We start from the raw sequence: 23022 nt of genomic DNA on the forward strand, positions 1-23022 counted from the left end.
GCTGTTGATATCACGTCAGTTACGAATCATTTGACGTCGATAACATACATAGCGTTTATAGATGTGTTTTTAGAGACTCACATAGAGTTTTTGTATTTTTAGTGTATCATGATTTGCTTTCAAGTTTTATCTCCTAAATCAATTTCATTCCGTTTGTTTAATTTTTTCAATTTTTGCTACATTTGCTTTGGTTTCTAGCAATATTGGTTAACAATATAGCAATATAAGGTGATTTCTGACTTTATGTGCTTATGATTAGGTTCTCTTAGTGTAAAGTGAGCAACACCATTGCGATAGTCACACTCAGTATGTAAAACTGTACTTATACCAAGCATGCAATTGTCTGCAGTGACTTGACGTTAATAATACACCTTTCATTTTGTCAGATAGTAAAGAGTATAACTATGATTCGAGTATTGGTAGTAGATGATCATGATCTGGTGCGGATGGGCATTAGTCGTATGTTAGCTGACAGTGCTGATATCGAAGTAGTGGGCGAAGCAGACAGCGGCGATATGGCGATTAAACTGGCCAAACAGCTGCGGCCTGATGTGGTTCTACTTGATGTTAATATGCCCAACATTGGCGGGCTTGAAGCAACCAAACGCTTGGTTCAGCTGGACATGGGTATCAAAATTTTGGCAGTAAGTAGTATGTCTGCCCAGCCTTATCCATCAATGCTGCTAAAAGCTGGGGTAAATGGTTATATTACTAAAGGCACCCCGCTTGATGAGATGTTGCTAGCAGTCAAAAAAATCTATAAAGGCGGACGTTATTTTAGCCAAGATGTCGCCGAGCAGCTCGCCGAAATCCTACTATCAGATAATGCCGCCTCGCCTTTCGACTTGTTAAGTGATCGCGAAAAACAAGTGGCAATGATGGTGGTCAATTGTCAAAGCCCACAGCAAATTGCGGATCAGTTGTTTGTTAGTGTCAAAACTATCAATACTTATCGCTACCGTATTTATGAAAAAGTCAGTGTCGATAGTGATGTTAAATTGACCCATTTGGCTATTCGGCATGGTTTAATTCAACCGTAGACTAGATTTTTGGCACCGGATTTTTAATTCTGTATTTTCAATGCGTAGCTCTGGCATTTTACTGTCAAAATGTAGCTGAATTTACTTTCTATATTCAGCTTAGATATTAGGCCGTATTGAGCACTTAGTATCTACTTTTACCTTTTCGGTCAATTTATGAAATCTGCTACTAAAACCATCACCGCTATCACTAAATATTTTCAACAAGGTGATACATTACCCCCACCGCAGTTACGCCGAATCGGGCTAATTTATAGCAGTTATCGGCTTATTGTCAGTATATTTTTTATGCTGATGGTTTATATCACCACCAGAACCGATAGTAGCTTACTACTGCCAAGCTTATTACAACAAACTGTCCTTAGTTTTTATGTACTACTCAGCTTAATTCTGCTGGGGTTGTTTTATGTGGCCACCAAACAACAGTTACAGCGGCAACTGGCTTTTGGACTGGCGCTAGATGTGATTATCTTAAGCCTACTGCTTTATACTAACGGAGCTCCTGATCTACAGCTCACCATGTTATACATGGTGGTAGTGGCGGCAAGCTTTATGCTACTGAATGGTTCACAAGCGCTCATTATCACCTTGCTCGCCATTATTTTTGTTATTTATCAACAGTTTTTCTATGCCATCGCCAATAGTATGAGTTTGACCAACTTAGGTGATGCGTTACTAATATCAGCAAGCTTTTTGGCAGTAGGATTTCTCAGCTGGTCCATCTCACAGCGCTTGGTACACGTTGAAAAGGTGGCAGCACACCATGCCAAAGAGGTCGAACGACTCAACGACATCAACCAAGAAGTCATCAGTCAAATGATCAGCGGCGTCATAGTAATTGATAGACAACATATTGTCTTAGCCAACCTCGCCGCTTATCAGTTACTCAGTATCCCTAAACACTCGCTGGCATCCCTTACTGACAACCCTATTATTGATAGCAGCACTAGCAAAACAGCTGCCGAAACTGCAGCAGACTCTGACAGCCTCTCTAACGCTCAGTCCAAACAGGCACAAAATCAGAATAAGGGTGAGCAGAACCACTCTGATATCAGTCTTTTATCTGACTTTCAACAGCAGCTCGGCGAGCAACATCCGCAACTACTTAATGGCTGCTTGTCAGTAGCAACGGGTCAGTCACGAGCCTTTATTTATGAGTTGCCGGCAGCGGCGAGCGCTTCGGTGGTTGGTAAGCTGCGCGTACAGATTATCCCTTTAAAGGACCAAAGTCAGTTGGTGATGTTAGAGGACCTACGCCGTGAACAGGCCAGTGCTCAACAATTAAAGTTGGCATCTCTTGGACAGTTAACTGCCAGCATTGCTCATGAAATAAGAAATCCTCTAGCGGCTATCTCACAAGCCAGCCAACTATTAATGGAAGATGTGGTAGAAAATGTCACGGACAATGACAGTAATATTGATAGAAGCAGTGATATAACTGACAACCATGAGCTCTATAAAATGATTTTTGCACAAACCAAACGCGTTAATCGCATTATTGAGGACGTTCTAAAACTATCACGGCAGCAAACACCCAACCAACAAACGCTAGCTCTGGCTGAGTGGATGCCGCTATTTCTGAATAATCACTTTCAAGATCATGATATTTTCTTACATATGCGCACGCAACCTGTCATACAATTTGACACTCACCAATTAGAACAGATTTTGATTAATCTGATTAATAATGGTTTACGTCATAGTAGTTACGCCCATCCTCATGCTTATGTGGAGATCGAAATTTATCATGCTGAGAACGATGTTATAATTGATGTTTTAGATGGTGGTTCTGGCGTTAGTTCTGCTAATTTGAACCGTTTATTTGATCTGTTTTTTACTACTGCTGAGTCAGGCACAGGTTTGGGGTTATATTTATCTCAATCATTTTGTGAAGCCAATCAAGCCCGTTTACTTTATATTCCTGAGCATGAAAAAACCTGCTTTCGTGTCATTGCGCCTGTTGCCGATAATAAAACTGCCAACAGCCCCTTCTCTTTATGAGCAGTTTTAATGAGCAGGCTCAACGAATAAACAAAGCACTATCCCATAATGCGCTTAAAAAACCTACTGCTGATACGAACATAGCGCTAATTTATAGCCATACCTTTTACCAATACTTTTTAATACGCCGCCTTTTAAAACCTTGTATCAATTGCACACCATGAACAAAATGAGATTATGTATGAAAAAAACCGCGCTAGTCGTCGATGATGAAGTAGATTTATGCCGGCTGATGCAAATCACCCTAACTAAGATGGGCATCAAAAGCGATGTCGCTTATACTTTATCGCAAGCAAAAATATACTGGCAAGACAATGCCTATGATTTTTGCTTAACTGATTTAAACCTACCTGATGGTTCAGGTCTAGAATTGGTCAAGCAAATTAGTAATAGCTCTAGCACTCCAGTAGCTGTCATTACTGCACACGGTAGTATGGATTTGGCTATTGAGGCACTCAAGCTTGGGGCTTTTGATTTTGTGAATAAGCCTCTTGAGTTACCACGTTTACGCCAGCTGGTTACAAATGCCCTAAAGGTTATTCATCAGGACAACGATAAAAAAACCACTCCTGAAAGCTCGCCTGAGCAGCAGATCTTAGACAGCCGTCTGATTGGTGACTCAGCAGTGATGCATACTCTTAAAAACACCATTTTAAAACTGGCGCGCTCGCAAGCCCCTGTATTTCTGTCAGGTGCTTCAGGAACGGGTAAAGAAGTGGTGGCAAGACTGATTCATGATTTGAGTCCGCGCCGAGATGGCAGCTTTGTGCCCGTAAACTGTGGCGCAATACCTTCAGAATTGATGGAATCAGAGTTTTTCGGCCATAAAAAAGGCAGCTTTACTGGTGCAGTCGCTGATAAAAAAGGATTGTTTCAGCAGGCTAATGGGGGTACGTTGTTTTTGGATGAGTTGGCAGACTTGCCATTAGCAATGCAGGTAAAACTGCTGCGCGCCATTCAGGAAAAAACTGTACGCGCTATCGGTGATACCAAAGAAGTGCCAGTAGACATTCGTATCTTATCAGCGACTCATAAAGACTTAGACCAGCTGGTACAAAGTGGCGCATTTCGACAAGACTTATACTATCGTATCAACGTTATTGAGCTTAAGCTGCCCACCCTCAATGCCCGTCGTGATGACATCCCAGTGTTAGCCCAGCATTTTTTGGCATTGATTGCCAAGGAGTGGCAACTTGATACATCGCCAACATTGACAGCGGATGCTTGCCAGCGCTTGCAGCACCATGATTTCGCCGGTAACGTCCGCGAGCTGCGTAACCTACTTGAGCGCGCGGTAACCTTAGCTGAAACAGCAACAATTGACGTCAGTCATCTAGGGCTAGCTGAAATTGATGTCAATCATAAGGTTCTAACACATCATGAGAAAGCTACTAATGATGAACATGCCGAAGCTAATCTTGACGTGGCTGACGAACCCGTAGTTGAGCCAATCTCGAATAAGGATAAAAACGCCCCAACGACGGCAAAAACAGCAACTGGGCCGACGGCAACCAACTTACATCCTTACCGTACCAGCACTCAGCACTACCCTTCACACATTCAACGCTCAACTACTAACGCCCCAGAAAATACTGATGAAACAGACAAACGGCGTGAACAAGGGTTATTTATCGAGAAAACGAACAGTCAGTCGTCATTAGTAAGCGCTTCTGAGGCCGATTTGCCGAAAAAAGGGCTAGAAGCTTATCTGCAAGATCAAGAAAAGCGCTTGATTATTACTGCGCTTAAACAGACTGACTGGAATAAAACCCAAGCTGCTGAGCTACTAGGCACCACTTTTCGTTCATTGCGCTATCGGATGAAAAAATTAGATATTGCTGAAGATCAACACGGTGAGTAGTGTTTGGCTAAAAAATTACAACTCTGGTAATAAAGCTTTAAACAGACTCTGTTATTGGGTTATGGGTATTAATTTATGGACATTAGATTGTTGAAGTTTATGACTAAGCTTCTTTATTGAACATCATTTTTTATTAAACATTGTTTTTTATTAACAGTTATTAGGCCGTATTAGTTACTTGGTATCGATTTTTCAACAGCACTTGCTTTGGAAGTATCCTTTTTTACAAAGCGTATGCCCGAAGTGCGCTCTTGCTGGCTTAATAGATCAAGCGCCTGCTGCTCCCACGTATTCTCACTACCCGATAAAGTCATATCAGGCTGTACACCGATTTTATCTATCTTTTTACCCGCAGCTGTTAGGTAATGGGCGACCGTTAATTTGACCGCTTGTTCCTCATTAAGCGGTATTACTGATTGTACTGACCCTTTGCCGTAACTGACCTCGCCCACAATAGTCGCACGCTTTTGTGCCTGTAAGCTGCTTGCCAACACTTCCGCTGCTGATGCCGAATAGCGGTTCTGTAGGATGACAACCGGCAGGGGTTTAAGTACTGCAGTGCCTTGGGTGGACAAGGTTTGCAGGGGGCTTTGGCGACCTTTTACTTTTACCACATCGGTATCCGTCATAAACAAGCTGGCTATTTGTACCGCTGAAGCCAGAACGCCGCCTGGATTATCCCGCATATCTAATAATATACCTGAAACCGGAGCATTTAGACTAACAAGGCTCTGTAAGATTTGTTCACGGCTGTTATTTTGAAAGGCCGGTAATCTAATAATAGCAATACCATCAACAAGACGCGTCTCAATAATCTGAGGATGGTTATTATTACGTTGCAAAGTAGTGGTATGCTTACGGCGACCTGCTTCTGAGGTAATAACATCGACTTGCGTACCTGCAATACCGGTGAGCAACTGCTTAATATCATTGGATTGCTTATTGTCATCAAGCTTGAACTCATCAATTTGATGCAAATAATCACCAACAGCGATACCTTTTTTATCAGCAGGCGAATCAGTAATCACATCGGTAATGACCCAATATCCTACCTCTGGTTGATAAGTGGCTGTCAGCCCGACATCACCGACATCACCTTGAGTAAAAGCGCGTAGATTCTCATAAGCTTCAGCATCTAAAAACTCAGCATGACTATCAAGCTTGGTCAGCAAGCCACTCATAGCATTATTGAACAACTCTTCATCATTGACCGCATCAACGTACTCACGCCGAACTAGGTCCACCACCGCGACAAAGGTCTTTAGGGTCTCAGGTGAAATCGCTTTCAAAGAGACATGGGCGACCTCAGCTGGAATATCAGTATTTATATCATTTGAATTATTGTAGTCCAGATCGTCAGTTACAGCGCTCGCATCAGGGACGTTATCTATCCAATCATCAGTCTGGTCAGCAGCATCTAATCCGTCGGCTATATCCGTTAAATTATCAGCCCCATTCGATGACGGGACTTCATCACTTTTTAGACTTATAAGCTGTATACCTGCTGTGGGGCTGCTGGCACTAGTATCGACAGGCGCTATAGTAGCCGCTTGAGCGTACAAGCTAACGCTACCTATCCCAAGCAGAGCAATCATAAACGCAGGCTTAAAAACAGCAGGCTTTATAGCTACTGGCATAATCAGTTTGTTTGGTCGTTTAAAAGCTGATAGACGCATAAAAGGACTCATCTAAAATAGGAAAGCATATAAGCTTATTGTCATAAGATTATTAGCAAGTAATAGAGTATAAGATAGCATTAAGAGGATATTAATCACTAGGACATTATTGCAAGTGGCTTTATCTCCGGTGATAGTATTTCAAGTAATAGTATTATGCGTGGCAAGAATACTGTTGACAGTATTAAAAATTAATTAGACAAAGCTTACCGTATAAAAAAGGGAAGGATAATAATTGCCCTTCCCTTCTTTTTCACTTCCTTTTCCCTTCCTTTATTAGCCACTAACCCGTCGGCAAAAAAGCCTTAAAACAACTTTAAGTCAACCCTAAAATCAGGATATCAAGATGCTGGAATGAGTAAATTTTCTCCAGTCATCTCAGCTGGTGGCTCAAGGTTCATCAGTGCCAAAATGGTAGGGGCCACGTCACTAAGCTTACCGCCGCTACGTACTTGTACCTTTTGCTCACCGACATAAATCAAGGGCACATGCTCAGTGGTATGTTGGGTATGTACCTGACCACTGTCGTAATCTTGCATTTGCTCACAGTTGCCATGATCGGCAGTAATCAACATATCGCCACCAGCTGCGCGTACTGCGGTCTCAATTCGACCCACACACACATCTAGCGCTTCTACTGCTTGCACCGCCGCATCAAAGATACCCGTGTGGCCGACCATATCACCATTCGCATAGTTCACGATCAATACGTCGTGTTTGCCTGACTCAATAGCTGCTACCAGTTTATCGGTCACTTCAGGGGCGCTCATTTCAGGTTGTAAGTCATAAGTCGCTACATCAGGAGACGGTACTAAAATACGCTCCTCTCCTTCATATTCTGTCTCGCGACCGCCACTAAAGAAGAACGTCACGTGGGCATACTTTTCAGTCTCAGCGATACGCAGCTGCGTTTTGCCTTTATCCTGCAAGTACTCGCCCAGCGTATTGCTCAATGACGCTGGATAATAGGCAATACTAGTCTTTGCATTATCGGCTAAAACATCTGAGTACTTAGTCAACATCACAAAGGCAGCAAGTTTAGGACGTTTATGACGGGCAAAACCTGAAAACTCATGATCTGGTAAGACGAACGCTTGCGCAAGCTCACGAGCACGGTCAGCACGAAAGTTCATAAAAATCAGCGCATCATTATCGTTAACGGTATAGGGCGTCTCGTCTCGTCCAATCACAACAGTAGGACTAATAAACTCATCGGTCTCACGCGCTTTGTAGGCCGCTTGGACCGCTCCATCGGCACGGGTTGATAGACGATCCGCTTTACCTTCGGTAATTAATTCATAAGCTTTTTGCACTCGGTCCCAACGATTGTCACGATCCATCGCATAGTAGCGCCCAATGATACTAGCAATCTGTACCCGACCTTCATAGTGGGCATTGAGCTTGTTCACATATTCACGCAACCGGTTAATATATTTATCCGAAGACTTAGGCGGAGTATCGCGACCATCTAAAAAACAATGGACAAAGACTTTTTTTGCGCCATGGACTAGTGCTGAGTGACACATGGCTTCGATATGGTCTTGATGCGAATGGACGCCACCATCAGACAATAAACCCATAATATGCACATTGCCGCCCAACTCGTTAGCCGCGTTTACTGCACCCACTAACGCTTCGTTTTTATAGAACTCACGGTCAATAAGCTCACTTGAGATACGAGTTGAGTCTTGATAGAGAACCCGACCGGCGCCTAGGTTCATATGCCCGACTTCTGAGTTACCAAACTGTCCCTCTGGTAGACCTACATCTTCTCCTGATGCTGAAATCAGCCCGTGCGGATATTGCTGATAAATCTTATCTAGATTTGGCATATTGGCGGCAACGATGGCATTGTCTTTTTCGTCTTCACGATGCCCAAAGCCATCCAATATCATTAAGACATGCGGCACTTTTTTATTTTGCTTATTATTAGGCTGGGCCTGACTGTCGTTAAGTGACTCTGATTGTTGCTGCATACTGGTCATAGATTACCGCTCCTCAAGTGAATGAACGCCTATAGTGCTATAGTAGGATGATGAAAGCCCTCTATACTACCACAAATCTCAAAATAGCCGAAAACTCGACATTTTTAGGCATGCTCTTAGTACTTTCACCTGTTACTTCTATCCTTATAAATTAAAAATAAAATGATTATTGATATGACGTGTAGATCTGTAAAGCAAACTTGCAATCAGTGATTTCATTAGTTAATATAGATTTATTCTGGAGTGTTGGCTAGTAGATGTTATTCCCTGAGCCGATAACGTTATACCTGGATACGCTACCTATTGCTTCATTGTGTATGCCTGCACCGCTTGCGGTGTTTCAGGAAACCTACCGAGGTGATGACGTATCCGTCCTGAACTTCACGGTTCATGGGTCACCATCTTACGGCGGCACTCCGGTTGTTAATTTCGATGCTAACCAATTTTAGTTATCATCACTAAAAGGCCCTTTTCGTCAATGACGAAAGGGGCCTTTTTTTCTGTCAATTTCAACCAAACCACAATGATTAAAAAAACCAGGCGACTAATAAATAACGAAAGCTTTTTTAAATTAGTCGCCACTTTACTAAAACTATAATCTACTCATCATTGGCAGATTTCGTAATTTTTTTCACATCTTTAGGGATATTTTTAGCGGTACCGTCAACAGTCGTATGCTGTTTAAAAACATCACCAAATGGGCTTTTTTGCTGTTTACCAAAAGGATTTTGGCTGCCCATATCACCTGTTCCACCGAATGGGTTTTGTCCGCCCATGCCACCAGCGCCGCCAAATGGATTTTGTCCACCCATCTGCTTGGCCATCATTTCCATCATTTTTTGCTGATTATTCATGACGTAGTTATTGGCTATGTCTTTCAGCTTCTTTTGCACAGGCGGTAATACCACCAGTAACGCAAGCAAATCACTAATTACCCCTGGGATAAGCAGTAGAATACCTGCCGCTGCCATCGCAACACTTTTGATCATGGTCGACTCTTGCGGCCGCGCCGAAGGGTTCGTCATTCCGCCCGCTTTCATTTGCTGCGCCATGGGATTAAGAGCGGCCATACCTTTGCGAATAAAGGAAATACCAATAACAGCGGCGATAATAAACCAAATGAATACCCACCAGCCACTAACAAACTGGGCAATCAAGTACCACAGCAGCATCTCGATAATAAACCAAACGATGGCAATACCAACTATCTGACCCATAAAGTGTCGTCCTATAAAATTAAAACTAAAGATATTAAAGCTAAGAATTAAATGTTAAGCAAATTAAAATGCTTAACTTATGATGTATATGGGGATGGCTTGTTATACTATCAAACTTACGGCTGTTTTTTAAGCTAAAAAAGCATATAGCAGCAACATGGAATACTGAAACGGAATACTATGGCAATTATTATTGGAATTGATCCCGGCTCGCGTATGACCGGTTATGGCATCGTCCAACAAACAGGCGATAAGCTGACTTATATTGATGCCGGTACCATTCGCACAGAAACCAAAGAAATGCCTGAGCGTCTTAAGCGCATTTTTAATGGCTTAACTCGCATTGCTCAACATCATATGAAATATTCTGATGAACCTATTTATACCGCTGTTGAACAAGTATTTATGGCAGCAAACCCGGACTCTGCACTTAAGCTGGGGCAAGCACGAGGCGCAGCCATTGCAGCTTTAGTGGCTTTAGATTTAGAGGTCTCAGAATATACTGCGCGCCAGATCAAGCAAGCGGTTTGTGGCTATGGCGCGGCGGCCAAAGAACAAGTTCAAGAAATGGTCTGCCGAATACTAGCGCTGGATGTAGTGCCCCAGGAAGATGCCGCTGACGGTCTTGCCTGCGCAATCTGTCACGCACATTCAAGCCACTCTATGAATAAGCTGCTGCTTAACAGTGGTATGAGCGGACGTGGCGCCACTAAGAAAAAAGGCCGCTGGCGTTTAACAGAAAAAGATTTAAATAATCGACGTTGAGGTTGTACATACTCAGCTTGCTCTCTTTTGGACTCTGTATGTTAAAAACAGGATAGTAACTTAAGTGTTATTTTCGATCACGGTATCTAACACGTAGGCATATTCTGCATCAGAGCCTTCTGCTGATATATCATCGGTGTCTAAATTATAACGGTGCAAACGCAGCACCTCTTCCTGTGTGCTGTCATGCTGATAGCCATCTATAGTGCCTGTAAACAGCGCCCATTCACCCTCGCTAGTTTTTATACCTTGATCATCATAAGTGACGGGGCTCACTTGCAGACACATTTTTGCACTGTTATCGGTACAAGGTTTAGTTTCAGAACTTACGGCCCAAAATATAGTCTCACCTTTAGTATTATACTTCGCTTGAGCAGTTAGCCTACCCTTCCAAACCAAAGTAGTCGAATCACCTGTGACTTGCGTCAACATTGGCTGCTCACCCTCTACTAAACTTAGCTGACTATCGCCATATATCAGCTTGTTTAAGCGGTTTTCGGCCGTATTGAGATCGCCACATGACATTTTAGTGCCCATACTCTCTTCGGCAGTTAAAGCTTGACCCTGTAGGTTATAAGCGGCGCTCATGGTATTACAGCCGACACTATAGTTGATGGTATTTTGGCCTTGATACTTGTTAAAATTCAAGGTGACTTGATCTTTGATAGTCATTAATAAAGGTAGTGGTTGGGAGGCGCTATCAGTTGCAGTAGCTAATGTCCAACGGTGGCGAGCAAGGTCATTAATCATCTGCTGCTCAGCGGTCTGCTCATTTTTTATAGTCTCATCCACTGTCACGTTGGGGTTTAAGGTGGTATCAGTGGTCTCGCCGGCCGTATCGGCAGTTTTCTGTGCGTCATTCTCGGTAGGTGACGAAGCGTTTTGGCAAGCACTTAACGCGACACTGACCATCAGCAAACTTGGCAATAATGCTAATGTTAAAATTGGTTTCATAGTAGTTATACCTTACCTATAGAGTTACAAATAAGAGTTTTAAATCAATAAATTCCGGAATAGTTTTTATAGTCGATTTAACATAAAAGAGAGGCACTCATAGCAACGTGCGATTGGCTATCGAGAGCAATAACTTAGACAAGTATTGAAGAACGCCCACAATAAAAAACAGCAAAAAAATACAGCACAAGACCTTTTTTAACCTCTTGTACTACATTTAAATCTGTTCTATTAACAATATTAGTAAAAAACAACTATTTAATAACTATAACCCTGATAACGTCAGCTTTTGTAACGAAGTGTTTGGTTTTATAGTTTGAATATTTAATATAGTTGACAATATAGTCAAGATATTCATAGCTTATGACTATTGGTAAGATTGGCCATTTATCAGACCAGCTATAAAACCAAGAGTGGATCACTAACGATATTATTAGTGACCCACTCTTAGTTTTTAAATAGGTTTGTAAGTACAACAAACCACTTACTTGTCTTGCTCACTTTCGGTAGTAGGTTTGGCTTTACCCATTTTCTTCACACTAAAGCGCTCATGCATCATCGCATAGAAACGCGCGAGGTTTTCTCCGTGTTCAGTAGGGTTTACTTTTAATAATTTGCCAAAATCTAACCCTAAATACAATACAATATCTGCAAAACTCAACTGGTCGCCGACTAAGTATTCACGACTTTCTAAAATAATTTCAAAGTATGCCAAAGCTTTAACAGCACGCGCGATAGAAGGTGCTACAAACTCTGGTACTTGCTCAACTCGCTGAGCTTTGGAAGGGTGACTGTGTTGAAATGCCAGCATCAAGTTATACAACACTTCAAACTCAGCGACACGGCGCATGGCACAGACTTGAGCACGCTGCACCACATCATTACCCATGACCGAACGCTCACCATAGACGCGATCAAGATATTCACAAACGGCCTGTGAGTCATTCAGTACCGTGCCGTCATCAAGCGTCAGTACCGGCACCGTCTGCATGGGGTTCATAGCAGTGAACGCATCTGAGAACTGCTCACCAGCAGCAAAGTCGATATCGACTACATCAAGGTCATCCATATTATCGATATCAATACCTTTTGAAGCCAGTAAAATAATGGCTTTGCGCGCATTGGGGGCGGTACGAGTTACGTATAATTTTTTCACAACAAACTCCTTGTAAGGGTGATCAAGCAGCGACTTAGCACTGATAGATTTTTATCATAGCAAAACCTTACCAACCCTTGTGAAGAGAATAGTAAAAAGTCCCATAACTTTAGGTTATAGGACTCTATATTATGGGACTTTAGGTAACAACGATAATATCGACTTCTATACCATACGTCTTGAGACTTGGTTATTTATTGGGCGCAGGTGTCGTGCGCAAATAAGGCTTAATTTCCGTATGACCTTTAGGATAATTGGCTGCGATATCTTCGTTTTTGACACTAGGTGGAATGATAACGTCATCGCCTTCTTTCCAGTCGACAGGAGTCGCGACATTATACTCATCAGACAGTTGCATGGCATCAATTACTCGTACGATTTCATCGAAGTTACGACCACAACTGGCAGGATAGGTAAGCGTCAAACGTACTTTCTTTTTAGGATCAATAATGAATACGCTTCTGACCGTAGCGGTATTATCGGCATTCGGGTGAATCATGTCATATAGATCGGCTACTTTACGATCCGAATCAGCGATGATAGGGAAATTCACGGCTGTGCCTTGAGTCTCTTCAATATCACTAACCCAGCCTTTATGATCTTCTAAGCCGTCTACTGATAGCGCGATAGGCTTAACATTGCGTTTTTGGAACTCACCACCTAATGCTGCGGTACGGCCAAGCTCAGTAGTACATACTGGCGTATAATCAGCAGGATGTGAGAAGAAAACTACCCAGCTATCCCCTGCCCAATCGTAAAAATTGATATCGCCATCTGTAGTGCTGGCGTCAAAATTTGGTGCGCTATCGCCTAAACGTAAATGTGCCATGCTTAATTCCTTATTTATAGTAGTTTTGAGCGCTGATGTCGACGCTAATGTCGAAATGTATCATTGCGCTATATTATTGTCGTCGACGTGCTCAGCTATTAGTTAATAACTTAATGAATAACTCAACAAATAACTAGAGCCACGTCATTAGAAAGCTCATTTCATCTTAACAAACTGGTTATGAATGTCTTGTGACGGATTGTAATGCTGTTATTCCATTTTCAGATAAGTGAATAAGCTCAAGTAACTTTGTCTTATGCCTAAGTTTATGCTTATGGCTTACACTATCATGCCTGCATCCCACAAACAAAACTCACCGAATTTTCCGCGTTTGCTGGTGCCGCCCGCAACACTACCGGCATCGGTCAATACCAACTCCCCCTCTTTTTCTTCTAAATAACCCATTTCAAGCAGCTTGTCATTTAACTCTTGGGTTTTTAATCCCAGCTCCTTAGCAAGCTTCGCTGTGGTCAATTTAGAATAGCTAGGCTTTGCAATGTCTTCTGCTGCTTTATCAGTCGTAACAGAGACAGGACTGACTGTTTTGTCATCAGATGTGGCGACCTTTTCAAACGACATCCGTACTTCATCACTGATACGAATAATGCGCTGGGCTTCATCGTAGGTATCAGCATATAGCTTCGTATCTTCATTACGATAAATCAGAACACCCATCTCATTGTTATTCACTTGGCTAAACTCATAGAGATTGAGACTGGTAATGATGCATTCGTTTTCATTAAGATAGCATTTGGCATGTAAATTCTTACAAAAGCTAGTACGGATAAAGGTTAAGTTTTTAAGCCAGTTAATCTCTTCTGGTTGTAGGTCATTTTTTCCATAGACAATTCGAATATCGATTTTTAACCGGTTGCGGTCTTCTAACAGCTCCTTAATGCGGTCATTAAGCTTTAGATAGGGGCTAATAATAATCAGGCGATCGGACGCATTTTTAATTAACTCTTCTAGATGATAAGTCGTGCCACTGCTATTCAGAAACTTTGCCATTGGTATGTCCTCAAATTTACGGTTTATAATTATTACTAATGATCACTTATTGAATAATTTATTATTTTTCATAAAAAAGCCCATCTCTAGCGTACTAGAAATGGGCATGCTTGCAAACCACTATTGTTCAGTATTATTTTAGAATATTAAACTCTATAAGTAATACTCTTTGATAGACTAAGCGGGCTTATAACTATCACGTAAGCTAACGATTTGGTTAAATACTGGCTTCTCGTTACTATGCTCGATAGCATCACTAATAAAGTAGCCTTCACGCTCAAACTGAAAACGCGTGCCAGCATCGGCATGAGCCAATGACGGTTCAACCACTGCGTTAAGCTCAGTCAAAGAATTGGGATTTAGCGCGCCATGAACATCGCTCACGCTACCGGGGTCTTCGACGTTAAACAGCGGCTCATATAAGCGCACGGTAGCTGGAATACCTTGACTGGCCGACACCCAATGAATCACACCTTTCACTTTACGGCCTTCAGGATTGTTACCCAAGGTAGTAGGATCAATAGTCGCTTTTAGCTCAATAACCTTACCATTATCATCAGTAATATGTTCGGTCACTGCTAAAATATAAGTATTACGCAGACGGATCTCAGTTTTTTCTGGTGACAAACGTTTGTAGCCTGCTGGCGGCTCAATCTCATAGTCACCTTGGTCGATATAAAGTGTTTCAGTAAAGGGGATTTCACGCTCACCCATATCGATGACGTTCGGATGGTTAGGCTGCGTTAACCATAAAGTTTGTGCAGTGTCATCCCAGCGCCCATTAACACTATCAGCCTTTTGCGACTCCCAGCTACTGACCGCCTCGCTAAAGTTAGTAATAGTCACTTTTAAAGGTTTAAGTACGGCCATTCCACGCGCGGTAGTGTCATCTAACGACTGACGAATGCTAAATTCAAGCAAACGCATATCGACCACACCATCCGCTTTGGCGATACCAACACGATTACAGAAATCACGTAGCCCTTCAGGGGTATAGCCACGACGGCGCATGCCAGCAACCGTTGGCATGCGAGGATCATCCCAACCATCAACGATACCTTCATCAACCAACTGCTTCAACTTACGCTTACTGGTCAAAGTATGATCCACATTCAGACGTGAAAATTCATATTGATGCGGCGGTTGCTCAAAGCCAATTTTATTGACAATCCAATCATAAAACGGGCGATGGTCTTCAAACTCTAACGTACATAGCGAATGAGTAATACCTTCAAGCGCATCTGATAAGGGATGAGCAAAATCATACATCGGATAAATGCACCATTTATTACCCGTCTGATGATGCTCTTGATGCATCACACGATAAATAATGGGGTCGCGCATATTCATGTTGGCATCAGACATATCAATCTTGGCGCGCAATACTGCTTTACCATCGGCATATTTACCGTTTTTCATGTCATCGAATAACTTTAAATTGTCTGCAACACTAGCATCACGCTGCGGAGACGCAGTACCCGCTTCTTTAAACGAGCCACGATTGTCTTTTATTTGCTCAGGCGTTTGCAAGTCAACGTACGCATCACCCTGTTCAATCAGTTGGACTGCCCACGCATGCAATTGATCAAAGTAGCTTGACGCATGTAACGCCTCGCCTGCCCACTCAAAACCCAACCACTGTAAATCTTTTTTGATATTATCAATGTAGTCCTGTTTCTCAGCCGTTGGGTTAGTGTCGTCATAACGCAAATGGCAAATACCGCCAAACTCTTCAGCAACGCCGAAGTTTAAGCAAATTGATTTCACATGGCCAAGATGCAAGTAGCCATTTGGCTCGGGTGGAAAGCGCGTCACTATCTGTTCATATTTTTGCGCATTGACATCATCACGAATGATATTACGAATAAAGTCGTTTTTTTGTTCGGTAGTGTTTGAGTGCTCACTCATGGAACATTGCTCCTAACGCAATTTATCAGATTAGGGTACGCGCCAACACGTACCATAGGAAGTTCAAAAATTAATAAGAAAATATAGTCGGTTCATTTCAAAAACGGATACAGTGTGCTTATATAGCATAGCGTGTCTATTTTATCTGGTACAAACTATATTGATAAATCATAAAGTTGCGTTATTCTATCAGGTTTCACGAATGCATTAACAGCCTGATACATGACAGGCGACAAAAAAGCCGTTAGACTAACCATAATATTAACTCACCACAGTGCCAATTCAGGTGCTGCAATTAGAAAGGAACACAACATGGTAGATATGCCAGTAGTAGAACTCGAAACCACTATGGGTGCGATCGTTATCGAACTTAACGAAGAAAAAGCCCCAAAAACCGTAGAAAACTTCTTAAACTACGTCAAATCTGGTCATTATGACGGAACTATCTTTCATCGTATTATCGACGGCTTTATGATTCAAGGCGGCGGTATGGATGCAGATATGAATGAAAAAGGCACCAATGCTCCCATCGAAAACGAAGCCGATAATGGTCTAAAAAATGAAGCTGGCACGCTTGCTATGGCGCGTACCCAAGACCCACACTCAGCAACCAGCCAGTTCTTTGTTAACGTAAAAGACAATGACTTCCTAAACCATACTGGTAAAAATGCCCAAGGTTGGGGTTATACCGTCTTTGGTAAAGTGACTAGCGGTATGGACGTTATCGAAAAAATGAGAGGCGTTCCTACTGGTCGTTTCGGCATGCATGCTGATGTGCCAAAAGAAGCGGTTATCATCAATTCAGCAACTATCGTTTCTAAATAAGTAGTTACTGAATAAGTACTTTCTAAATAAATAGCCAGCAATCATTTAAGGTTATGATAAATGCAAAATTTCAATCATCTGATAACAACCCGTCCCCATGAGGTACGGCAATTATTAATCAGCGACTTGCATTTATCGCCTGAAGAGCCTGCCTTAGTGCAGGCTTTTTTGGCGCTGCTTGATGACTGTCTAGCTTTGCCTGCACTCAAGCGTTTATTTATCTTGGGCGATTGGTTTGAGGTGTGGCTGGGTGATGATGCCTATTTAACATTATCAGAAGATGAGCGCCAAACTCATTGGCTAACACCACTGATTGCTAAGCTGAAACAACTACGTATAGACGGTTGTGAGATTTTAGTGATGCATGGCAACCGAGATTTTTTATTAGGCCAGCCATTTTGCAACCTATTCGGTGGCGAGATGATTTATGAACCTTATGCGTTGTCTGTCGGACAGCAAAGCTACCGTTTAGAACATGGCGATGCGCTATGTACCGATGATAAAAAATATCAGTTTTTCCGCAGAATAATGCGTCATCGTTTGACCCAGTGGTACTTACTAAATAAATCGTTAGAAAAACGTCTGGCAATCGCTGATAAGATGCGACAAAAAAGTCATGAAAATAATACCACTAAAGCTGCCTATATCATGGATGTGAATGAAGCTTCAGTGAACAAAGCGCTTTATAAATTTGACGCGCTGCTACATGGTCATACTCATCGTCCGGAGATTCATCGGAGCGATGAAGGCAAAAGCCGTTATGTGCTTGGTGATTGGCGACTGCTCGATCAAGAAACGCGCCAACCTAAAGTTAGCGCCGTTATTGGGGCAATTACCACAGATATAGAGGCAAATATTGACAGCAATACTAATAACGCCATCTTTGGATTAGTTGAGTTTAAATTTTTGGTGTAACGTAACCCACCGCTTGATGATATTAGAAAATCCTATTTAAAGGATTTTCCTTGCAAGTCTAACAAAGCAGTGTTTTGTTTTGACGACTTTCAGGTGTAGGGTGTGCTCTGCGCAACGCTTGTTGGTCATAATCTCGTTATTGGTGCGCAGAGCGCACCCTACGCAACTATAAAAAAAACATTAAAAAAGGGTCTGTTGACTATTCAACAGACCCTTTTCTTTTACTGGCTAATCTTAATAGCAGGATTAAGCGTTTAAGACCGCCTAGTTTAATTTAATTTAGTCCTGCGACATTAACTTAAAAAAGTGCTGACGATAGTGTTTTAGTTCACGAATAGAATCACGAATATCATCTAACGCTAAGTGACTACCGCCTTTCTCAAAGTTCTTTAAAATATCAGGGCGCCAGCGGAAGCACAGCTCTTTGATTGAAGACACATCAAGGTTGCGGTAATGAAAGAACTTCTCTAACTCTGGCATTTGGCGCGCCATAAAGCGTCGATCTTGACAGATAGAGTTACCACACATTGGTGACTTACCGCTATCGACCCATTTATTCAAAAACTTGATAGTCTCAGCTTCAGCTTCTGCCAAGGTTACGGTACTACGGCGCACGCGATCGACCAAACCTGACTGGCCGTGCTGCTTAGTATTCCAGTCATCCATACCGTTTAATTTACGATCAGATACTTTGATAGCAAAAACGGGACCTTCTGCTAAAACGTTCAAATCTTCATCGGTGACAACCGTGGCAATCTCGATAATTTCATCGTTTAAAGTATCAAGCCCTGTCATCTCTAAATCAATCCATACCAGCCCTTTTTTGCCTTGGTTTTTGATCTTAATCTTGTTGGGATGGTCACCGGTACTCATAAGCTGTCCTATGGTCAATAATTTTTGAAGCAACTTTGAATCAGTTGAGCCTCAATAAAGTAAATAATATAAAAGGTATAACGCCTTGGCGTTCGTAGCGCTTAAACGTTACAAAACCACTGTCTGCCGCATGCGCTTAAGGCTGTATGTTAGCAAATTTTCACGCTACACTTAGAGATATTTTTTTAGTAGGTCACAATTCATGGCATTAATTCGGCAACGCAAACTGACCAAACAGCAGATTCGTCGTATCGATAAACAACAGTTGTCTAATCAAGACAGTATTGACGATAGCCTGATGGATGGCGTAGTCATGGCGCACTATGGCAAGCAGCTAGAAGTACAAGTGACCAGTTTACCGGCTGTCATCCCTTTGCAACCTGAGTTTGCACCCGATGATCCTGAGCCGTTTTGGCAAGAGCTGGCGTTAGGAGACATTTGGCGTTGTCATGTCCGCACCAACCTACCGATGCTAGCAGCAGGCGACCAAGTACGCTGGAATGCCGATTCCAATACTGGATTTGGACGCATCGAAGCAGTAAAACCACGTACCTCATTGGTCTCACGCCCAGATCGCTATCATAAGCTCAAACCAGTAGCCGCTAATGTCGATATCTTGGCCATTGTCTTTGCACCACTGCCAGCGGCTGCTCCCACCTTAATTGACCGTTATTTAGTAGTTTGCCATCATGCCGGTGTGAAGCCACTACTGGTATTAAATAAAGCAGATTTATTAGCAGAAGATGATGATGCCAATACCAATGAATTACTGACGCAGTATGCGGCACTAGGTTATGAAAGCGTACTAACCTCAGTTGATTGTCCAGAAAACGTCGCTGCTAGCAACGATCAACAAGGACTTAGTGAGCTTAAACGTTATATCGATAATAAGCTGGTCATTTTTGCAGGGCAATCGGGCGTTGGTAAGAGTAGCCTAATCAATGCGCTACTGCCTGAATCAGCACAAAGCGTTAATATTATCTCTGATAACTCAAAACTCGGTCAGCATACCACCACCACTAGTCGTTTATTACCTTTTAATCCGAATGATTTGACCCAAGGCGGCATCGTCGATACCCCAGGTATTCGTGAATATGGTATTTGGCATTTAACCCCTGACGACATTATCTCCGGTTTTGTTGAGCTTGCGCCTTTGTCCGGTGATTGTCAGTTTCGCGATTGTCGTCATACCCACAACAGTAAAGGCTGCGCGTTATGGCAAGCGGTTGCTGACGGCGAAGTACTCCAGCGCCGCGTTGAAAACCTCATTACTTTGCGCATCGAGGCCGATACCAAACCGTATTAAGCCAAATTAGCCAACGCGCTTATTACCGCAACTATCAAATGAAACGTGTGGTCATCGCACGTTTACTAAAGATGACCTAATCGGTATAATAGCGCCTTGTTCGGTATCATTAGACTGTATTCGCAGTTTGATAGAACACTTATTTTTTGGAGGTATGGTTTGGATCGTGCGCTTGGATTTGTGGGCAACCACCCGTTTTTATTTGGTCTTTTAGCAGTACTTGCCGTGCTGTTTTTTGCCATTGAAAACAAACGTAGCGGCAAAAAAGTGTCGCCTAATACACTTGGCATGATGGTCAACTCCCAAAATGCGCAACTTATTGATATTCGCGCTAAGAAGAAATTCATTACTGGCTATATCCAAGGCAGTCGTAATATTCCGTTTACTCAGCTCAAAGACAGCCTAGAAGAAGTACGTGCGATTGAGTCGCCCGTGATTATCATCTGTGATATGGGTGCACAAGCAGGTGCAGCTGTGCAGATGATCGGTAAGGACAACGTCTATCGCTTAGATGGTGGTATTGGCAGCTGGCAAGGTGGCGGTATGCCATTAGTTGGCATAAAAGACGCACAGCCTAAAAATAAAGGTAAAGCGAAACCTAGTTTGCATAAGTAACGGGCCAAGCAAAATTTAGCGGTCACTCATAGCTGTTCGTAGCCAATAAAAAAGACACTTCATAATGTAGTGTCTTTTTTTATGCCCTGTTGGTCCTCCTTTTTGCATTATGTTACTTTTCGAAAGTTTCAGCGACGCTAACTTGAATTTACCACTCCTATCCCCACTTTATAATTAGCACAAACGAATACAGGCTTGTGATTAACTTGATTGCAGCCGACACGATTAACTTTCATAATATAACTATTGCTTCATAAATTTATAAATTAAGGATTTACCATGACCGTATCTGTTAAAGTCTACACTACCCCTATTTGCCCTTACTGCTCGAATGCCAAACAACTATTAAAATCTAAAGGCGTTGAGTATGAAGAGATTGGTATGCACGATATGAGCAGCGATGCACGCCGTGAGCTAATGCAAAAAACCAATAACTACCGTACAGTGCCACAAATCTTTGTGGGCGATACCTTTGTTGGCGGTTTTGATGAGCTTAATCAGTTTAACCAACAAGGTAAACTTGATGAGCTATTAGCGGGTTAATCTGCTACATTGCTTTGCTAATTGTCATTATACCTGCCTGTTATTGCATCAACGCATCAGCATTAATAGGCAAAGTTTGATGAGAAATATTGAGATTGAGTTACGATTTCTGAATATTACTTAAGAATTAGTAGCATAATTATATTCTGCAGAACTATTTGACTAACTATTAGAGGAATTATCATGGCTGAAGAACAAGCACAACCACAATTGGCACTAGAACGCATTTATGTGAAAGACATGTCACTTGAAGTCCCAGGCGCAGGCGTATTCACTAAAGAGTGGAATCCTGAACTTGACATCAACCTATCAAGCAATGCTGAAAAGCTTGACGATGATCACTATCAAGTGATTTTGACCGTAAGCGTGACTGCTAAAAACGCTGAAGAACCGGCATTTATCGCGGAAGTTCATCAAGCAGGTATCTTCTTATTAAAAGATATTCCAGAAGACCAAATCGGCCAAATTTTAGGTGCCTATTGCCCTAATGTATTGTTCCCGTATGCGCGTGAAGTGATTAGCGACATCGTTACTCGTGGTAGCTTCCCGCAGTTATTGCTAGCGCCGGTTAACTTTGACCAAGCCTACGCCCAAAGCCAAGAGCAAGCACAAATAGATGCTGAAGGTAATGCATAGGTTCTAATTTAAAACTTTTAAGTTAAAAAGAACCAACATAAAAGACCAATACAGAAAAGCCGCCTACATTTGATTGTAGGCGGCTTTTTTAATGCGTTCATATAAATATCAGCTAAAAGTTACTAACCTTTTAGTGCTGATAATATTTGCTGCTTAACGTCATCGATAGACTGAGTACCATCAAATTTATCATACTCAGGAGCATTAACGCCTTCTTTGGCTTTATCTTGATAAAAGCCAACTAGGGTTGATGTCTGCTGATGATAAGTCGCTAAGCGATCACGAATAGTAGACTCTTTGTCATCTTCACGCTGGATAAGCGCTTCGCCAGTAACGTCGTCGATACCTTCTTGCTTCGGTGGGTTATGATCGACATGATAGACACGGCCTGAGTCTGCATGCTGGCGACGACCCGATAGGCGCTTGACAATTTCATCGTCCGGCACACTGATCTCAATTACATGATCAATCGCCACATCAGCGTCGGCAAGCGCTTGGGCTTGCGGAATAGTGCGCGGAAAACCATCAAGAATGCAGCCATTGGCGCAATCAGGCTTAGCGATGCGTTCTTTTACTAAGTTAATGATAAGGTCGTCAGAAACCAAACCGCCAGCATTCATAACACCTTTGGCTTGTTTGCCAAGCTCGCTGCCTTCTTTGATCGCTGCACGCAGCATATCGCCAGTTGAGATCTGCGGGATATCATATTCTTTAGAAATAAACTGGGCTTGGGTACCTTTACCGGCGCCTGGTGGACCTAGCAAAATAATTCGCATCATTACACGATTCTCCTTAATATAGAGGATTTTAGGATAGCTAAAACTTAGGGATTGGTGGTTTGCAAAGCTCACCTTACCTTGTGGCTTTAAAAACCTCAAGTATTTTTAGTCTGGATGCGGCAAGTTACGA

Annotated in this window: 20 protein-coding genes and 1 other RNA gene; 11 read left to right on the plus strand and 10 right to left on the minus strand. The window is 42.4% G+C overall.

Translation table 11 applies throughout. The features are described from left to right. Nucleotides 1-404: 404 nt before the first annotated feature. From JMX97_RS02505 to JMX97_RS02515, 3 genes are all read left to right on the plus strand, one after another. Nucleotides 405-1040: a response regulator gene (locus JMX97_RS02505; RefSeq protein WP_201554986.1), complete on the plus strand. Its 636-nt coding sequence runs from the start codon at nucleotides 405-407 to the stop codon at nucleotides 1038-1040. A gap of 156 nt (nucleotides 1041-1196) precedes the next feature. Then, a complete protein-coding gene (locus JMX97_RS02510; RefSeq protein WP_201554988.1) occupies nucleotides 1197-3041 on the plus strand; it encodes a sensor histidine kinase in 1845 nt (614 codons plus the stop codon). Nucleotides 3042-3222: 181 nt separating this feature from the next. Next, on the plus strand, nucleotides 3223-4902 hold the full coding sequence (locus JMX97_RS02515) for a sigma-54-dependent transcriptional regulator (RefSeq protein WP_201554991.1): 1680 nt from the start codon (nucleotides 3223-3225) through the stop codon (nucleotides 4900-4902). Between the two features lie 170 nt (nucleotides 4903-5072). On the opposite strand, the gene JMX97_RS02520 is transcribed toward JMX97_RS02515, so the two are convergent. Beyond that, a complete protein-coding gene (locus tag JMX97_RS02520) occupies nucleotides 5073-6578 on the minus strand; it encodes a S41 family peptidase (RefSeq protein ID WP_227671533.1) in 1506 nt (501 codons plus the stop codon). A gap of 341 nt (nucleotides 6579-6919) precedes the next feature. Further along, nucleotides 6920-8563: a 2,3-bisphosphoglycerate-independent phosphoglycerate mutase gene (gpmI, locus tag JMX97_RS02525; RefSeq protein WP_201554995.1), complete on the minus strand. Its 1644-nt coding sequence runs from the start codon at nucleotides 8561-8563 to the stop codon at nucleotides 6920-6922. A gap of 232 nt (nucleotides 8564-8795) precedes the next feature. Here gpmI and ssrS point away from each other — a divergent pair. After that, a non-coding RNA gene (ssrS, locus tag JMX97_RS02530) (6S RNA) lies at nucleotides 8796-8990 on the plus strand. A gap of 172 nt (nucleotides 8991-9162) precedes the next feature. Here ssrS and JMX97_RS02535 read toward each other — a convergent pair. Next, nucleotides 9163-9780: an FxsA family protein gene (locus JMX97_RS02535; protein ID WP_201554997.1), complete on the minus strand. Its 618-nt coding sequence runs from the start codon at nucleotides 9778-9780 to the stop codon at nucleotides 9163-9165. 180 nt (nucleotides 9781-9960) lie between these two features. Here JMX97_RS02535 and ruvC point away from each other — a divergent pair, with 180 nt between their 5' ends. Beyond that, complete coding sequence (ruvC, locus tag JMX97_RS02540) at nucleotides 9961-10545, plus strand: crossover junction endodeoxyribonuclease RuvC (protein WP_201554999.1); 585 nt, start codon at nucleotides 9961-9963, stop codon at nucleotides 10543-10545. A gap of 60 nt (nucleotides 10546-10605) precedes the next feature. Here the strand turns inward: ruvC and JMX97_RS02545 are convergent, their stop codons facing one another. The 5 genes from JMX97_RS02545 to JMX97_RS02565 form a co-directional block, all read right to left on the minus strand. Beyond that, nucleotides 10606-11499, minus strand: a complete 894-nt coding sequence (locus tag JMX97_RS02545) for an META domain-containing protein (protein WP_201555001.1) — start codon at nucleotides 11497-11499, stop codon at nucleotides 10606-10608. Nucleotides 11500-11983: 484 nt separating this feature from the next. Further along, nucleotides 11984-12655 (minus strand): glutathione S-transferase family protein, encoded by a 672-nt coding sequence (locus tag JMX97_RS02550; RefSeq protein ID WP_201555003.1) that lies wholly within the window; start codon nucleotides 12653-12655, stop codon nucleotides 11984-11986. A 190-nt stretch (nucleotides 12656-12845) separates the two neighbouring features. Continuing rightward, nucleotides 12846-13484: a peroxiredoxin gene (locus JMX97_RS02555; protein WP_201555005.1), complete on the minus strand. Its 639-nt coding sequence runs from the start codon at nucleotides 13482-13484 to the stop codon at nucleotides 12846-12848. A gap of 279 nt (nucleotides 13485-13763) precedes the next feature. Then, nucleotides 13764-14492: a phospholipase D family protein gene (locus JMX97_RS02560; protein ID WP_201555007.1), complete on the minus strand. Its 729-nt coding sequence runs from the start codon at nucleotides 14490-14492 to the stop codon at nucleotides 13764-13766. Between the two features lie 177 nt (nucleotides 14493-14669). Next, complete coding sequence (locus tag JMX97_RS02565; protein WP_201555009.1) at nucleotides 14670-16400, minus strand: glutamine--tRNA ligase/YqeY domain fusion protein; 1731 nt, start codon at nucleotides 16398-16400, stop codon at nucleotides 14670-14672. Between the two features lie 312 nt (nucleotides 16401-16712). Between JMX97_RS02565 and JMX97_RS02570 the strand changes: the two genes are divergently transcribed. Beyond that, entirely contained in the window at nucleotides 16713-17225 is a 513-nt protein-coding gene (locus JMX97_RS02570; RefSeq protein ID WP_227671532.1) for a peptidylprolyl isomerase, read from the plus strand. A gap of 60 nt (nucleotides 17226-17285) precedes the next feature. Then, on the plus strand, nucleotides 17286-18140 hold the full coding sequence (locus tag JMX97_RS02575; protein ID WP_201555011.1) for a UDP-2,3-diacylglucosamine diphosphatase: 855 nt from the start codon (nucleotides 17286-17288) through the stop codon (nucleotides 18138-18140). 279 nt (nucleotides 18141-18419) lie between these two features. Here JMX97_RS02575 and orn read toward each other — a convergent pair whose 3' ends face one another. Next, entirely contained in the window at nucleotides 18420-19013 is a 594-nt protein-coding gene (gene orn / locus JMX97_RS02580) for an oligoribonuclease (RefSeq protein WP_201555013.1), read from the minus strand. 202 nt (nucleotides 19014-19215) lie between these two features. Here orn and rsgA point away from each other — a divergent pair, with 202 nt between their 5' ends. From rsgA to secB, 4 genes are all read left to right on the plus strand, one after another. After that, a complete protein-coding gene (gene rsgA / locus JMX97_RS02585) occupies nucleotides 19216-20319 on the plus strand; it encodes a ribosome small subunit-dependent GTPase A (protein ID WP_201555022.1) in 1104 nt (367 codons plus the stop codon). A 159-nt stretch (nucleotides 20320-20478) separates the two neighbouring features. Beyond that, on the plus strand, nucleotides 20479-20934 hold the full coding sequence (locus JMX97_RS02590) for a rhodanese-like domain-containing protein (protein WP_201555024.1): 456 nt from the start codon (nucleotides 20479-20481) through the stop codon (nucleotides 20932-20934). Between the two features lie 279 nt (nucleotides 20935-21213). Beyond that, nucleotides 21214-21477 carry a glutaredoxin 3 gene (grxC, locus tag JMX97_RS02595; RefSeq protein ID WP_201555032.1) on the plus strand — a complete coding sequence of 88 codons (264 nt, stop codon included), beginning with the start codon at nucleotides 21214-21216 and terminating at the stop codon, nucleotides 21475-21477. 183 nt (nucleotides 21478-21660) lie between these two features. Beyond that, on the plus strand, nucleotides 21661-22113 hold the full coding sequence (gene secB, locus JMX97_RS02600) for a protein-export chaperone SecB (RefSeq protein ID WP_201555034.1): 453 nt from the start codon (nucleotides 21661-21663) through the stop codon (nucleotides 22111-22113). 122 nt (nucleotides 22114-22235) lie between these two features. Here the strand turns inward: secB and adk are convergent, their stop codons facing one another. Then, on the minus strand, nucleotides 22236-22892 hold the full coding sequence (adk, locus tag JMX97_RS02605; RefSeq protein ID WP_201555036.1) for an adenylate kinase: 657 nt from the start codon (nucleotides 22890-22892) through the stop codon (nucleotides 22236-22238). Between the last annotated feature and the right edge of the window lie 130 nt (nucleotides 22893-23022).

Origin of the sequence: Psychrobacter sp. 72-O-c (genome assembly GCF_904846605.1) — a bacterium.
Classification (GTDB): Bacteria; Pseudomonadota; Gammaproteobacteria; order Pseudomonadales; family Moraxellaceae; genus Psychrobacter.